The sequence below is a fragment of the Microcoleus sp. PH2017_34_RAT_O_A genome (assembly GCF_020737885.1).
Taxonomy (GTDB): Bacteria; Cyanobacteriota; Cyanobacteriia; order Cyanobacteriales; family Microcoleaceae; genus Microcoleus.
Map to the genome: position 1 here is coordinate 46,920 of NZ_JAEQDD010000012.1, position 15,880 is coordinate 62,799.

The 15,880-nt window shown below is 44.9% G+C and carries 12 protein-coding genes and 1 pseudogene; 9 read left to right on the forward strand and 4 right to left on the reverse strand.

Annotated elements, in window-relative coordinates; translation table 11 throughout:
* Nucleotides 1-76 precede the first annotated feature (76 nt).
* The 4 genes from JGK11_RS06220 to JGK11_RS06235 all read left to right on the forward strand — a co-directional run bounded on the left by JGK11_RS06220 (nt 77) and on the right by JGK11_RS06235 (nt 4,878).
* Complete coding sequence (locus JGK11_RS06220) at nt 77-2,146, forward strand: AarF/ABC1/UbiB kinase family protein (RefSeq protein ID WP_293178830.1); 2,070 nt, start codon at nt 77-79, stop codon at nt 2,144-2,146.
* A 675-nt stretch (nt 2,147-2,821) separates the two neighbouring features.
* Complete coding sequence (locus JGK11_RS06225) at nt 2,822-3,094, forward strand: hypothetical protein (protein ID WP_293178736.1); 273 nt, start codon at nt 2,822-2,824, stop codon at nt 3,092-3,094.
* An 11-nt stretch (nt 3,095-3,105) separates the two neighbouring features.
* The gene (locus JGK11_RS06230) at nt 3,106-3,456 is read left to right on the forward strand and encodes a clan AA aspartic protease (protein WP_293207377.1); all 351 of its coding nucleotides are present in this window, start codon (nt 3,106-3,108) and stop codon (nt 3,454-3,456) included.
* Nucleotides 3,457-3,753: 297 nt separating this feature from the next.
* Complete coding sequence (locus JGK11_RS06235; protein WP_293207375.1) at nt 3,754-4,878, forward strand: hypothetical protein; 1,125 nt, start codon at nt 3,754-3,756, stop codon at nt 4,876-4,878.
* Nucleotides 4,879-4,970: 92 nt separating this feature from the next.
* On the opposite strand, the gene JGK11_RS06240 is transcribed toward JGK11_RS06235, so the two are convergent.
* Entirely contained in the window at nt 4,971-7,550 is a 2,580-nt protein-coding gene (locus JGK11_RS06240) for a hypothetical protein (protein WP_293210989.1), read from the reverse strand.
* Between the two features lie 45 nt (nt 7,551-7,595).
* A pseudogene (locus tag JGK11_RS32820) lies at nt 7,596-7,898 on the reverse strand (calcium-binding protein); the annotation flags it as partial.
* A gap of 23 nt (nt 7,899-7,921) precedes the next feature.
* Between JGK11_RS32820 and JGK11_RS06250 the strand changes: the two are divergent.
* Entirely contained in the window at nt 7,922-8,125 is a 204-nt protein-coding gene (locus JGK11_RS06250) for a hypothetical protein (protein WP_293189984.1), read from the forward strand.
* A gap of 96 nt (nt 8,126-8,221) precedes the next feature.
* On the opposite strand, the gene JGK11_RS06255 is transcribed toward JGK11_RS06250, so the two are convergent.
* The gene (locus tag JGK11_RS06255; protein ID WP_293189986.1) at nt 8,222-9,253 is read right to left on the reverse strand and encodes a ricin-type beta-trefoil lectin domain protein; all 1,032 of its coding nucleotides are present in this window, start codon (nt 9,251-9,253) and stop codon (nt 8,222-8,224) included.
* Nucleotides 9,254-9,284: 31 nt separating this feature from the next.
* Nucleotides 9,285-9,530, reverse strand: coding sequence for a hypothetical protein (locus JGK11_RS06260; RefSeq protein WP_293189988.1), 246 nt, complete (start codon nt 9,528-9,530; stop codon nt 9,285-9,287).
* Between the two features lie 1,033 nt (nt 9,531-10,563).
* Between JGK11_RS06260 and JGK11_RS06265 the strand changes: the two genes are divergently transcribed.
* From JGK11_RS06265 to JGK11_RS06280, 4 genes are read left to right on the forward strand one after another with little or no spacing between them, the layout of a single operon-like run.
* A complete protein-coding gene (locus JGK11_RS06265; protein ID WP_293186636.1) occupies nt 10,564-11,307 on the forward strand; it encodes a hypothetical protein in 744 nt (247 codons plus the stop codon).
* A 25-nt stretch (nt 11,308-11,332) separates the two neighbouring features.
* Complete coding sequence (locus JGK11_RS06270; protein WP_293186635.1) at nt 11,333-12,490, forward strand: DUF1822 family protein; 1,158 nt, start codon at nt 11,333-11,335, stop codon at nt 12,488-12,490.
* A gap of 31 nt (nt 12,491-12,521) precedes the next feature.
* The gene (locus JGK11_RS06275; protein ID WP_293186634.1) at nt 12,522-14,402 is read left to right on the forward strand and encodes a CHAT domain-containing protein; all 1,881 of its coding nucleotides are present in this window, start codon (nt 12,522-12,524) and stop codon (nt 14,400-14,402) included.
* Entirely contained in the window at nt 14,399-15,595 is a 1,197-nt protein-coding gene (locus tag JGK11_RS06280) for a hypothetical protein (RefSeq protein WP_293186633.1), read from the forward strand. The genes JGK11_RS06275 and JGK11_RS06280 overlap by 4 nt, the downstream gene beginning before the upstream one ends.
* The last annotated feature ends 285 nt before the right edge of the window (nt 15,596-15,880 follow it).

Here is a 15,880-nt window from a genome sequence, read left to right on the forward strand (position 1 = left end):
TCTATCTCACAATAGTGGCGAGAAGGCCACAAATTGTTACAATGTCTTTACAATGCTTCACACTAGGTCTGAGTTTATGGATGTCAAGACGGTATCGCCAGCCTCCCCGCCAACTTACTCAAATTCAGGGACTCACACTGCAATCGGCAATCTCAAAGAGGTAGAAACAGTTCCCCTGCAAGCAGTACAAGTAGAAATAGAAAGTCCCGCAGCGACTCCCGAACCGCTCAAATCAGCCAAAGATATCGCCTATGAGTTGGCCGGAGAAGCTGTGCGCTACGATCCAGTTGCGATCGCAGCCCAATACAAAAATCGCCCCCTGCAAGTCTGGAAAAGGCTGTTGAGCGTTGTTTGGACATTTTTTAGCTTCGCCTTCAGTTTGTGGTTTGACGGCAAAACAGGCCGCGTCGCCAAGAACCAAAAACGTCGCGCCGCCCGACTCAGAGACATTCTCGCCCAACTCGGCCCAGCTTTCATCAAAATCGGACAAGCACTTTCAACTCGCCCCGACTTAGTACCGCCGGTATATTTAGAAGAACTAACCACGCTGCAAGACCAATTACCAGCGTTTCCCAACGAAGTAGCATATCAATTTATACAAGAAGAATTGGGCGCACACCCCAAGGATATTTACGCCGAAATCACCGCAGATCCGATCGCAGCAGCATCCCTCGGACAAGTCTATAAAGGCAAACTCAAAACCGGCGAAACCGTCGCCATCAAAGTGCAGCGACCTGGTTTAGCCGAAAACATCGGCTTAGATATTTACATCCTGCGGCGCGTCGCAGTTTGGGCGCAAAACAACTTCAAAATAATTCGCAGCGACCTCGCCGGAATTATGGACGAGTTGGGCGAGCGCATTTACGAAGAAATGGACTACACCCACGAAGGACACAATGCCGAACGCTTCGCCGAACTCTACGGGAATCTGAAGGATATTTACGTTCCCAAAATCTACTGGGAATATACCCGCCGCCGCGTCTTGACCATGGAGTGGATTACCGGCATCAAACTCACTAATTTAGAAGCCGTCAAGGCTCAAGGAATTGACGCTCCTTACTTAATTGAAGTGGGGGTGCAGTGTTCTCTCAGACAGCTTCTCGAACACGGTTTCTTTCACGCTGACCCGCATCCCGGCAATCTTTTGGCAACTCCTGACGGTCAGTTGGCTTATCTCGATTTCGGGATGATGAGCGAAGTCAAACCTTATCAGCGGTACGGCTTGTTGGAAGCTGTGGTGCATTTGGTAAACCGCGACTTTGAAGGTTTGGCCAGAGATTACGTGAAGTTGGAGTTTTTAACGCCAGACACGGATTTGACGCCAATTATTCCGGCTTTGGCTGGGGTGTTTAACAATGCTTTGGGTGCTAGCGTTGCCGAACTCAATTTCAAAAGCATTACTGACGAACTTTCGGCGGTGATGTACGAGTATCCTTTCCGAGTTCCCGCTTACTATGCTTTGATTATTCGATCGCTCGTTACGCTAGAAGGGATTGCCATTAATGTCGATCCAGAATTCAAAGTGCTGAGTAAAGCTTATCCTTACGTAGCAAAACGGCTGTTGAGCGACCCTGCACCGGAATTGAGAGCATCCCTGCAAGATTTATTGTTCAAACAAGGCGAATTCCGCTGGAATCGCTTAGAAAACTTGCTGAACAATGCCCGCGAAAGCGACGATTACGATGTGAGCAAAATCCTCAACCAAGCGTTAGAGTATTTATTTTCTCAAAGAGGAGATTATATTCGCGATCGGATTGTTGCTGAATTGGTGAAAAGTCTCGACACACTTTCGAGCAATGCTGTTGCTAACGCCAAAGCAGTCGTCGGCGAATGGTTTGGAGTCAAAGCAAATCAACCTGTAGTTTCACAAACCGAACAAAAAAACCTCGAACACATCAAGCGGATTTGGGATATTTTGCAATCAACTCCGGGTTTTGACGGCATGAAAGTATTGCAACTACTGCCGCAATTATTAGTGAAACCAGAAGTGCAGAATATGGGCCAGCAAGTCGTCGGCGGTTTAGCTCAAAGAGCAGTTGCTAGATTAATTCGCGAGTTTTTACTTTCCGAAAAACCGGCAGCTATTCCTGAAAATGGCAGCTATCCTCATACTTCGCCTCAATTGTCTTTGCCGGCGGCGAAGTAGTTAGATCGGGAGTTGGGAACCGCAGATGTTAGCGGATGAATACGGATGAACGCAGATGAAATGATATCAATTCCGGCTGCACCGTCAGGTGATGTTGACTGTAGACTGTAGACTGTTAACTGTTGACGGTTTAAACAATACCGATGCAACCGGAAACGATATCAGCTCATAGTGCGATCGTAAAAAAAAGAAAGTCCAGGCGCAACAATCAGATAAAAAAAGGTACGTAGTTGCGCTTAAGCGCTGTTCTATCTATGAAAGTCCAGGCGCAACAATCAGATAAAAAAAGGTACGTAGTTGCGCTTAAGATCTGTTCTATCTATGAAAGTCCAGGCGCAACAATCAGATAAAAAAGGTACGTAGTTGCGCTTAAGCGCTCTTATCTTATATACAAGAGTTCGGACAGTTTTAGCTTTGATATAGTGTCCGAAACCATTACTGGCTATGTAGTGGACTATTTTTTTAAGGTTTAAGTCGATCGCACTCGTTGCTTAAAATGCGTTAAAAATGGCAGGGCTTCCTCGCCATCGGCTTACAGGGCCGTTAAAAAACTGTCCGAACTATTTTTTTCAGAAAATAAACAAATTTATTGAATTAACCGCGCAACAATCGCCCTGCTTGTGCGTGCGCTATCATGGAAGGATTCACAGAAAAGCCTCGATGGGGAGTCAACCTATGCAAGCAATCCTTTTAAGCCGTGAAGAAGTTGCGAAACGTGCCAAGCAATTGTATGAAAGCACCATCCGCGAAAAGGTAGAAGTGGAAAAGAACATCGGCAAGATGGTAATCATCGACATTGAGACAGGTGATTATGAAGTCGATAAAACTGGATTGCAAGCCTCCCGTAACCTTAGCAAGAAGCACCCAAACGCTAGACTATTTGGTATTCGTATTGGATATAACGTTGCTGTCTCATTTGGTGGTGTCATGGAGCGTGTATACAAGTGATTTCTGGGATTGTGACAAATAGACACGCAACTGTAACGCTGACTTTCTTGCTACCGAATGGCTCAAGCCTCCCTATTGAGTTTGTGATAGATACAGGCTTCACTGGGGAATTATGTCTTCCTCTAGAAGCTGTTTTATTGATGGGCTTAACCTTTAGACACGACACTCCTGCAAATTTGGCAGATAACAGTGAAGTCTTGCTACCAATTCACGAAGCGATCGTCCTTTGGGATGGTGAAGAGCGAGAAGTCCTTGTCATTGCGACAGGAAGGCGACCTTTACTTGGAACTTCCTTGCTGGATGAGCAAGAACTTGTTATTCAGTTTACAGAAGGTGGGTTGGTGACGATCGATGAATTGTAGTTGTTCTCAAGGTTGCAAGTACGCGCGATCGAAGCTATTAAAATTGCGTAAGTTTACAAGATCGTGTCACTTTTTTTTGCCGACAGGGCGATCGGGGTGGTTGATTCTTGGAGTTAAAATCAAAGCAGACAACAAGCTGTTGAGAATGTTCGGAGTTTAAACCGCAGATATGCGAGATAAACCAACTAGGAATAGTCTTGTACCGCATCTGCGACACAATTATAAGTTAGGTAGCTTGATCATCTGGCTAGAGCAGTACGGTAAACTCACTTGTTGAGAGTAAAACATAATAGGTGAATGTTAGTGGCGCTTTTCAGTCGGCTCCTAAGTCTCAATACAGGTAGTATTCCGCTAGAAGATTTCTTCACTGAGTTGGTCGCTTACCTCTTCAGTACAGACAAGGAAATTCTCTATTCTTGGCTCAATAATTTAAACTTATTAGATACAAACATTTATTTGGATGCCTATGTTTCAACACAGAGGGAGTTTGAGCCTCTTGATGGTCATCGTTTAGCTAGCCGCCCAGATATCTTAATTGAGCTAGTAGATACTAAAAGTCGTAGCATCATCTTTGTCGAAAGTAAGATTGGCTCTCAGGAAGGCTACGAGCAGCTTTCAAGGTATGCCGAGATTTTGCATGGAATTTCCGGGTTCCAGCACAAATTTCTTTTGTACATTACTCGTGATTTCGATCCAAAAGATCAAAAATATATTTTCAAGAATATTTCTCAATCTACCGTTCAGTTCAGGCAATTGAGATGGCATCAGTTCTATCGATTTTTGAAATCTCAGGCAGATACGATGCTTGTTCAAGAAATTATGACATTTATGGGTGAGTATCGCATGGCACATAACAATCAGTTCTCTTCTATTGACGTGATTGCGTTAGCAAATTTCACAAAATCACTAAAACTTATGGAAGAGACAATGTGGGAAGAAGTCAGTCAGCGCTTTAAGAAAGTTCTGGGAGCAATTGGGCAAAGGTCTACAGCTCTTACCCAGATGCAAAGGCATGGGCGATATTTAATGACTGCCGAAATGTCAAGTGGAAGATGGTGGTGTGGTCTAGGCTTTATTCTAAAGACATCACATTTAACTGATTACCCAATAGTACGTCTCGTACTTGAAGTAAATCCTAATTCACCGCGTCGAGCAGAAATTATTGAAGCGATGAAAGATATTTGCGAACAGTACGGTTGGAAGGGTTATAACTTAGATAGCTCAAAAGACTGGGCAGGAATAGTTCGAGACAAAAGTTTACAGGACTTTCTTTCTGAAGAAGACCATGTGGTAGCTATCAAAAGATTTTTCCTGCACGCACTAGATGAGTTAGAAATGATCAAAGATCGGTATTCAAAACTTCCTTGGGTAGCAATTCAAGGCAATGAAGAAAGCTCTGATGATACGTTGCCAGCTACCTAACAAATCGCTTGGAGCGGACTGCATGCAAAAAACCCGGTTTCTTCAAGAAACCGGGTTTTTCTCTATTCGATCGCCCTCAACTAAACCTACAATTACTTCACGGTAGAAGTGCCAGTCAAACTGCTATTCCCTAGTAGATTGATTGGACTTGCAGCCGGAGTAATTAATAGGCTGTTGTCCTTACCAGCAGTATTCGCAGTTGGAATAATCGAACTACTAGCAATCGTGCCAGTCAAAGGCAGAATTGGCTGAGTTTGAGCGCTGGTGAGAGAAGTCAACAAGCTCTTTGTGTCGTAGACGAGGATGTCATCGTCGGTTTCGCTAAAGGTCTTCATGGTTGGGATTGAACCGCCATTTAACAAGATGTCATTCGTGGTAGTTTTCGCAGACGTTGCTGTTGCAGTAGCTGAATTAGTACCTGTTGTCAATGGTTGCAGACTTGCTGGTGCAGTAGTCGTGGCAGTTGACAGAGTAATTGGTGCGGTAGTTGTACCGGTTGGCAGAGTAATTGGTGCAGTAGTCGTGCTTTTTGGCTGACTAATTGGTGCAGCAGTCGTGCTTAATAAGCCAGTGCTAGAACTCGTATTGACCGCACTCATAACATTGTCGCTATCCAGTGTTTCGCCTGTCAAAATATCCACAGGTGAGGGAGTATTGAAAGCTGCGGGAAGCGCGCCGCCGGGAGTGATGGAGACAAAGCGAGAACTGTCAACTGTTTTGGCTTGAGTATCTTTCAACCAAGCTAAATGTTCGCCGGTGCCTGCGATGCTGATCAAGGCATCGTTAGTGTAATTCTCGCCGCCTTGAACGATTTGCAATTGCTCAAAGGTGAGGTCTTGTGTGAGTCCGAGGTAATCGCGATCGCCCTGGAAGTAGAATATATGATCTAGTCCCGAACTTGGTGCTAGCACAAATATGTCGGAACTACTGCCTCCAATCAACGTATCTTGACCATTTGCGCCCTTGAGCACGTTGTTTCCTTCGCCGCCGTAGAGACTGTCATCGCCATCGTTACCGTTGAGGCTGTCGTTACCGCTGTTGCCGTTTAAGAAGTCGTTGCCATTACCGCCATCGAGGGTGTCATTGCTGCTGCCACCATCGAGACTGTCGTCGCCTTCGTTACCCAAGAGGTTGTCGCTGCCGGCTTCCCCGGTTAGCAAGTCGTTGCCGCAACCGCCGTCGAGGGTATCTTTTCCGGCACCTCCCAGCATGGTGTCGTTGTCGCATTCACCGAACATCAAGTCGTCGCCGTTGCCTCCGCCCATCATGTCGTTGCCACCACCACCTGTGAGGGTGTCGTCGCCGGAGTCGCCTGTCAGCGTGTCGTCGCCGGAGTCGCCGAAAACCATGTCGTTACTGGCGCCGCCGTCCATCATGTCGGTTTCGTCGCCACCGTAGAGAGTGTCTTCTCCGACTTCGCCTAATATCGTGTCTTGCCCTTGACTGCCAAATATCAAGTCGTTGCCGGCACCTCCGAACAGTTTGTCGTCGTCGATGCTGCCGTCAATTTTGTCGTTGCCGGCACCTCCTAATAATTGGTCGTTGCCCGTACCGCCGAACAGTTCGTCGTTGCCAGCGCCGCCATCGATGGTGTCGTAGCCGGAACCGCCGTCGATTTTGTCTTGGCCTGCTTCTCCAAAAATCAGGTCATCGTCTTCGTTGCCCCAAATGTTGTCGTTGCCAGCGCCGCCGTAAACCGAGTCATTGCCTGCTTGGGCCCAGATGTTATCGCTGCCGTCACCGCCGAGAATTGAGTCTGCGCCGGAACCGCCGTCGATGTTGTCGTCTCCAACTTGTCCGAGGAGGGTGTCGGCTGCGTCTCCGCCGTAGATTTGGTCGTTGCCACGGCCGCCGTCGATCAAATCTCGGTCTTCGCGGCCGTAGAGTTCGTCGTCGCCGTCGTTGCCCCACAGGGTGTCATTTCCGGTACCTGCATCGAGGAAGTCGTTGTCGTCGTTACCTTCTAGGCTGTCGTTGCCGGCTTGACCGAAAATGCGATCGTCCCCTTCACCACCAGCCAAAGTATCATTGTTAGCGCCACCGTCGATGTAGTCGTCGCCGCTGTTGCCGTCGGCGAAGTCGTTGCCGTCATTTCCGTAAATGCGATCGCGCCCTTCACCTCCAGTCATGCTATCGTCGTCTGCACCACCTTCTAAGTAGTCGTCTCCATTGTTACCGGAGAGGGTATCTTTGCCGATTTGACCGAAAAGTCGATCGGACCCATCGCCACCATCGAGGCTGTCATTGCCCGATTCACCCCACAGTTGGTCATCTCCGGTTTGTCCTAGCAGCGTATCGTCGTTATCGCCACCCCACAGTTGGTCATTATCGGCATTGCCTTCTAACAAATCATTGCCTTGGCGGCCGTATAATTTGTCACTGCCGTCGTTGCCGGAGAGAGTATCGTTTTCAGTACCGCCGTCAACGAAATCGTCGCCGCTGTTGCCAGCTAGAATATCGCGGCCGGCTTCTCCTAACAGGCTGTCGTTATCTTCGCCGCCGTCCAGGGTGTCGTCGCCGTTACCGCCGAACAGGGTATCAGTGCCCGATTCTCCCTGCAAGATGTCAGCGTCATCGCCTCCCCACAAGGTGTCGCTATCATCGCCGCCGAACAGGGTGTCGAGGCCGGATTGACCGTAAATGCGATCGCGCCCTTCGTTCCCCTGAAGCAAATCGTTGCCCAAACCGCCGTCAACTATGTCATCGCCGCGATTGCCGATAACCGTATCATTACCGACTTGTCCGAACAGACTGTCATTATTATCACCACCATCCAGAATGTCGTTACCGTCGCCACCTTCGAGGGTGTCATTTTCAGTACCGCCATTCAGAGTATCGTTGCCGAGTTCGCCAAAAAGTCGGTCTGTTCCTGAGTTGCCTTCGAGGATGTCATCGCCACCGAAGCCGTAGAGAGTATCGTTTTCGCCTTCGCCGTAGATGATATGTTTGTCTGCGCCACCGTAGATAAAATCATCGCCAGCGCCACCGTAGAGTAAGTCTTTTCCTGTTTCGCCGCGAATTCCGCTGGAACCGTTTAGAAAACTTGCTCAGCAATGCTCGCGATAGCGAAGACTACGATGTCAGCAAAATCCTGAACCAAGCATTGGAATATTTATTTTATGAAAGAGGAGATTTTATTCGCGATCGTAAGATTTTTCACTCTTGTAAGGACACAGCACTGCTCATTGGTGTCAACTTAAGAAATTGGTGGCGCGATCGCTCTCAATCAATTTTGGGTGTCAACTGATTAAGTTGACACCAATGGGCTCTTGGAGTGTCCCTAGGATTGAGGGATTACGAATTAATTTTAAATAAAGGGCGATCGCACTTTTTTCCCAATAAACTATGGTCTGGTTAAACCACGTTTAAAATAATCGTTACCACCAGGAAGATTAGGTAAATCTCCTACCCCTCGTAATTGGAATCCATATTGAGAAGTTAAAGGAACTGATGTTCCAACCCGGCATCCAGCAGTGTTTCTAGCCTCTAAATGAATATGCGAAAAACCACCATTATTAGAATTAGCAATGGAAGTTTTTCCTAAAACTTGACCTGCATTTACTCTTTGACCATTAGCAACTGTGCGATTGAAATGACCAATTAAGAGACTATGACTATTGTCAATTGAAAGACAAACTAAATCACTATTTACATAAGAAATAGTGCCAGATGCTGGAGCAAGAACATCATAGTTAGCCGATTTACTGAAACTTCTTCCATCACTAGGGTAGCAAGCTGTAGCACCAAAATCTTGATTGCTGACTGTTAAATCTAACGCATAGGAATTGGTGTGTGTAGGATTACCTTGATACCCTTGACAAACATACCAACTTTGACCTCGACCAAAAGGTAAATCAATGTTACCACTTACACTACTACCACTACTTTTCCAGCGCTGGTTCGCATTATTAGAATCGCACGTAATTAGATGAACCCTGCCAGTATTAGTACGAGTTGGAGAGTCAACACATAGATTAGTTCCATTGCGGCGGATTAAAAACTCTCCACTAGGAATATTCACTAAATTCCAGTTTTGATCGGGGTCGGAAGCGTTGCAATTCCACACATTAATTTCCGCATTATTGGAAAGATAATGAGCATTTAAGCACTTGCCTGTTGAACCGTGACGCAACAGTATACTATTGCTACTGCTACCCGACAAACGATCAAATTGTTGGTCAGGGTCGTTGATGTTATGTTGATAAAGAGACATCCGAGGATTACCGTCAATCAAGCGAAAAGACTTATTTGTATTCAGTGCATATCCGCCATTTACCTGAAAAGTTTCCGCTGCTTGAGCTGCTTGTGCCGTAAAAGCTATAGAAACACTAGCAATGGCGATCGCAGTAATTTTTTGAACTTTTTGGAAATTCATGATCTGACTCCTTTAATGATGAGTGATTTAATCAATTGCGGGCGGGAATATTCCAGCCCATTTTTCTAGCAGTATCAGAGCTAAAACAGGCAAGATCGCCACTTTTTTCCCGACAAACTTGGGTATTCAACCAATAAGGCTGACTCCATTTATCCCATTTAATGTTGGCAGTAGCATTGATTGTTTTTGGTCTAGTCTCTGAGTCTAAATCAACTGGATCTCCACCTCCAGCTTGTGCTTGCTCACCTAAAAACAAAATAGCTAATTGCAGAGTCATTAGAATAGTCACTCGCCATAAAATATTTACTGGCGTTGACATTTTGTTCGAGGAATTGAATTTTCGCTTTATTAGGAATATAGGATCTAATTCAATGTGAGAAATAGCCATGATTGTTGTCTTCTAATAGATCCAAAGTGTGCTAAAAATTGACAAATAAACTCCGCCGACACGCCGTACATACGTATCACAATAAATGCAAACGTGGAAATAGACTAAGCCAACATTGGATGAACCCATTTCCCATATCGCTTGGGAATTTGGTTCGGATTGCGATCGGGAAGTTACGGGCGATCGCACTTTTGAATAAATCTCAACAAGTGCGATGGCTACGCCCCGGCTTACGCCTACGCAGTTCGTAATTTCCCTTCTGTTTATTTATCAGGGTGAACTCAGTGGTTTTATGCAAAACTCTCAAGTTTTTTTTGAAAGTTTTGCGAAAACTGGGTGAAAGTACGGAACAACGGGTGTTTTGGGGGTTTGAGGTTTGACCTCGTTGCCTTTTTGTTGTTCCTGTTTACTTATCAGGGTGAGCTCGGTGGTTTTATGCAAAAATCTCAAGTTTTTTTTGTAAACTTTGGCAAACACTGGGTAAAAGTACGGAAGGATGGGTGTTTGCGGGGTTTTAGGGGCGATCGATTGAGGACTCACGCATGGGCCCAGAAACCGGGTTTTTTTGCGGAAACTTCGCCGTAGTCGAAAAATTCCCTAAAAACCCGGTTTCTTTGGTTAAAGTGCGTAAATCCTCTCGCGCCCAGGCCCAGAAACCGGGTTTCTCTGATATTTTTCGCCTCCCCACCGGATTTTACGCAGAAACCCGGTTTCTCAATTCTGACGCGCTAACCCCAAAAACCGGGTTTATTTGGTGAGAGTTCATAAGTTTCAACAAAAATTCACATTTAATTTCACAGCAAAACCTACCGCACCGCAAGACTTTCAACCATCCGCCAAAAAACTTTCACAATTTCGCATAAAACTACTCAACTCACCCTGATAAATAAGTGTAGGAACAAAGTTGCGGCCGCACTTCACTATGAACGATCAATCCCACCCCTCCGAGGGGGAAGACCACTCATCCGACGACTCCGATCCTGTTGGGGACTCAGGAAAATCTCGAAATTGCGATCGCAAACTTCTCTATCAAGAGTTAGACAGCCTTGTCACCCTAATTAGGGAGGAGGCCTCGAATTCTTGGAAGCTAAAACGTTTGTTGAATCAGCTTGTGACTAAAATGAAAAACTCGGGGCTGATCTGGAAAGACAAGGTACCTTACTATGAAGATGCTGTCCAAGAACAGTGGGAGTTTTTCTATAGCAATTTGTGCGAATCCCGCACCGGCACTCAGTACGATCGCGATCGGGGTAATGTCATAACTTGGTTCAATTATTATTTGAAGCGACGGCTGCAAAATTGGGCGGTGAGGGTAGATCGAGAAAATAGCAGGAGAGACGATCGACAACTTGTTTTAGAAGACGGAACTGCGATCGATCGAATAGAGACTTTACCTGCTGAGGATGACAGTCATACAGTCGAATGTATTCAATTATTTGAACACGTCAAAAACTGGATCGAAACTAATCCTGATGGGATATTAAACGAGTACATTCGAGGGCGGAAAGATCTGACTTGTCAAGTTATATTGAGAAGCAGAGCATCTGGTAAAGATTTTACCACAATAGCAACGGAGTTTGGCTGTGCTTATCCTACAATATATAGCTTTTACCGAAAGAAATGTCGGCCTCATTTGCAACAATTTCGAGAAGACAGTGGCTATTAATCATACAAGGAGTTAAAATCGGGAAATGAAGAACAATACTACTACAACCCAATCATTGCCAATGCCAATTACCCAAAAGGCAATTCATCTAGCATGGCAATTTGCTTGCGAACACCAACACCCGCAAAAAGTTGAACAGATTTATCTCAACACTTTGGCTGTGTTGGTAGTTGCCGATTATTTTAAAATATTAGATATTGAAACTGATTTAACTCAATGCGATAGCTGGAATCCAGTAATTCGCCTGTTTGAAAATGTGGCAGATTTATATGTTAAAGGCTTGGGCAAAATTGAGTGTCGTCCAATTAGGGCTGAACACAAACAAGGAGAAAATGGCAATCAAAATTCCGCTATAAATTTACCTGAAATCTGCCGCTTTCCTACCGAAGCTAGGGAGGAACGTATTGGTTATATTGTAGTAGAAATTGATGAGGATGACAAGGAAGCAAGATTGCTGGGATTTGCTCCGACGGCGGATTCAGGTGAATTAGTATTGAGAGATTTACATCCTCTGGATGACTTCTTGCTTCACCTTGAAAGAATCTATGAATCTAAAGTCGATCTGCGTCAGTGGTTGGAGAATATATTTACATCGGATTGGGAATCTGTTGAATCGATATTCGATCCGCAGCCCGAGACTGAACCGACTGAGATTGAAAATCCGGTCAAATCTAATTTAGGCAATTGGTTAAAGAATGTTGCAGAAACAAGCTGGCAAAAAATTGAGGAAGGCAAACAAAATTTAGAAGAGCTCATTTTTCCTGATGAAAGCCCAGCTTTTGTATTCCGAAGTGGTGGCAATTCCAGATCGGAAGATACTTCGCGCGGACATCAAAGCAGTATCAGTATGTTTCCCGAAGCTGATATCACGCGGGCAAAGTTGATTGATTTGGGAATGCGTTTGGGTAAGACAACTGTTGCGTTGTTGGTGGGGATTGCCGAAGATAGCGATCGCGCTGTCAGAGTTCACGTTCAGTTGCATCCGGCGATCGGCGATCGTTACTTGCCAACCAATATTAAATTGTCCTTAATCTCTGATGTAGGAGAAAATTTACATGAAGTAAAATCAACTGTTCAGAATAAGTGCATTTTGCTCAACGATTTTTACGTAGACCCAGAAGAAAGCTTTACTATTCGAGTAGCTTTAGATGATTTTACCATAACAGAAAATTTTGTGGTATGATACTTTGATTAACTGCAATGACATCCAATTTATGAGCAGTACAGTTATCTTGGCTTTGGGATCCGGGGATTTTAAACAAGGTTTTTCTTGCGTGACAGCGGAGTTGAAAAAACAAGGAGAAACTGTCGCTAAATATTTAGGAAGCTTGCTGCCAGCACCTGAGGTTGACGAGTTGCACAAAAGGTGGAAAGTTAGTTGTCGCGCCACCCAACATCACAGAAGCAGTTCTCGAATCAAAATCAAGCCTGCGGGCAAAACAAATATCTCTGAAGACAAGCCTAATATTATATATGAAGGTTTGAAAAAAGAGATGAACAAGTGGTTGAGTGCTGATGAGTTTTACAGAAAAATAGAGGTAAAACTCAGAACAGAAATTAGCAACCGAGACGAATTAGTTGAAATATTTTTAGAATGCAATAACTCTGAGATTTGGCAGTTGCCTTGGGATGTGTGGCAGTTTCGCGAAGACTACAATAACTGTGAAATTATCGGCAGTTCCCCTGAATACAAAAAAACTCCCCAAGAGGCAATGATAGGGGGAATACCTCTAGGTTCGCGAGGCAGAATTTTATGTATTTTAGGTAATAGCCAGGGAATTGATGTCAGCAAAGATGCAACGGAAATCACAAAATATCTGGGCGATAGCTGCGACTTACAATTTCTTCAAGAACCAAATTCCCAAGAGTTACGCAACCAGTTATTTGATGACAAAGGCTGGCAAGTTTTATTTTATGCGGGGCACAGCGATAGCGATATCAATGGTGCCAACGGATTGCTATATATAAATCAAGAAGTTGCAGACAATACTGTCACCGTACAAGACTTTAAAGAAGGTCTCAAACGAGCTATTGTCAAAGGATTGGAATTACTAATTTTTAATTCTTGTTCGAGCATGGGTATAGCAGCAGATTTAGTCACAGAAGGTATTTCTTTGCCATCAGTGATTGTGATGCGGGCGCCAATCCCGGATTTTATTGCTCAGGAATTTGTGAAGTCTTTGTTTAGATATTTAGCCCTCAAAGAACCTTTATTTTTAGCAGTACGAAAAGCTAAGAATGATTTACTGCGCTATGAAAATCAATTTCCTGGCGCGAGTGGCATACCAATGCTTTGCCAGCATCCAACTTTTGAGGGATTAAAATTATTAGAATTAAAGTGCGATCGCCCTTTCGCTGCACCGACAGATGATGTAGCCCCGGTGAAGCGAAGCTATCCCGTAGGGAATCGCCCAAACCACCCGCAATTTACGATTCCAACTAAATTTATGCAGCGTACCAGCATCAGTTTAGCTGGTTTGGCGATCGGCTATCCACTCATCGGCCCGCATCTGGCATCTGCGATCAACACATTTGGCATGAAAAACCACCGCAACAATCAATTTTTAATCGCGAAAGTTTCATACAATCTAGCTGCATCAATCAATCCTACTAACGGCGAGTCTTCCTATAACTTATCTTTGCTGTGCGATCAATTAAATGAAGACGAGTGTGCGCGAGAAGCAATGAAACAAGCAGTCTGGCGAGGACTTCCAGAAGCTTATGCTCAAATATCTCGATCGCTAATTATCAAAAACAAACCTGAATCCGCTTTAAAAGTAATCGGAATGTGTTTAGAACAAACTCAATTTGATGGAGTAAAATCAGCTTGTTTCAAGAATCGCGGCTGGGTGCGATTGAATCAAAAGCGATACGACGCAGCGGAAACCGACTTAAGAAAAGCAATATCTCTCAGCAATAAAACTCCAGAAGCTCAATGCCTTTTAGCGCAGGTACTGGAAGCTAAAGGGAAACCACAAGAAGCACTCACACATTGGCAAGAAACGCTGAAATCTGCCAATCCCAGCATACCAGAACAAGATGAATGTATCCAAATGGCAAAGGAACGTTTACCAATAATAGGAAAAAGTCAATGAAAAAACAGACGACTGTTGTTATGGGTGCAAGCGCGATCGCATTTACGTTGATTGCGATCGATATTTTGCCTCATCCCCACTTCGGAATTGACGCCAATTTATCCAAAATATCCGCCAACAATCCGATAATTTCCCCAGCAATCGCAGCAACGACAAGAATACCCAACGGACAAATCCTAAATATTAGCGGCGAAGTGCAACTACAGCGTCAAGATGGCAGAAATGTTCGCCCCAGCGCGGGTACGCCGATTTATCCGGGTGACAAACTGCAAACTTCACAAACCGGACAAATTACGATTCAATGTGCAGATTTAGGAATTAAGTCAATTAAGGCGGGTGAAAATCAATTAAATAGCTGTTTATTGGCTAGCGAAAAGTCGAAGGATGAGTGCAATAAAAATTTAATTAGATGTCCCGATCGCGGCGACGATCAAATTGTTTGGAACAAGGCGCCAATTCCTTATATAATCAGTCCGAGGCGGACGAAATTGTTGGGAAATAAGCCAATTTTGCGCTGGAATCCGGTTGCGGGTGCGACTAGCTATAAGTTGAGCATCCTCGAAAATAAAGCGAAGTTAAATTGGGAAATGACGGTTAACGGTACTGAGGCGGTGTATCCGGGGGAACCGGCGCTGAAACCGGGTTTTAAGTACAGGTTGATTGTGGAGGCGAATACGGGGGTTTCTTCGGAAAGTCCTCTCGGGGAGGGGGATACAGAGTTTCGATTGCTGGATGAGAAGGAGGTTGAAGGGGTTAAGGAGGCTGTACGGACGATCGAGCAACAAGTACCGAATGCAGCGAGTCAGAAATTGGCGATCGCACAGATATATCGTAGCGCCAACTTGATTGCCGAAGCAATAGAAATCCTAGAAAGCTTACCAGCAGCGGGAGTTGAGACACCGCCCATCTACCGCACGTTGGGAGAAATGTATCAAGGGCGATCGCAACTAATGCCGCAGGCTAAATTCTACTATTTAAAGGCGATTAGTAGAGCAAAACCGGACGATATCGAAGAGCTAACAGAGGCGCGTTACGGTTTGGGAGAAGTTTATTCATCTATGAGGGAGAATCTGGAAGCGATGCAGTATTTGAAGTTGGCAAAAGAGGGATATCAAACTTTGGGAGATGTGCAGATGGTGGAAAAAATAGGGAAGCAGTTGCAAGATGTGCAGAGGAGAGAAGAAAGGAAATAGTAATGGGTTTGGAGATTAATTATCGCTCAATTTGCAATGTCGCAATAACCCAAATTCGTAGGGGCGGGTTCGCCATTAATTCTGTCACCAACAAACAATCTCAAAAACCCGCCCCCACCCAACCAATAACCCCCAAAAACCTCCCTGCCACATGGTTAAATTCAATGTATTCTTAATTTCTGGGTGGGGTGGGGGCGGGTTTTTATAATTGTCGTTGGGTGTCATATATTTCGGTGAACTCGCCCCTACAGGATGATGATAAAATATTCTTTATCGTATTTTATG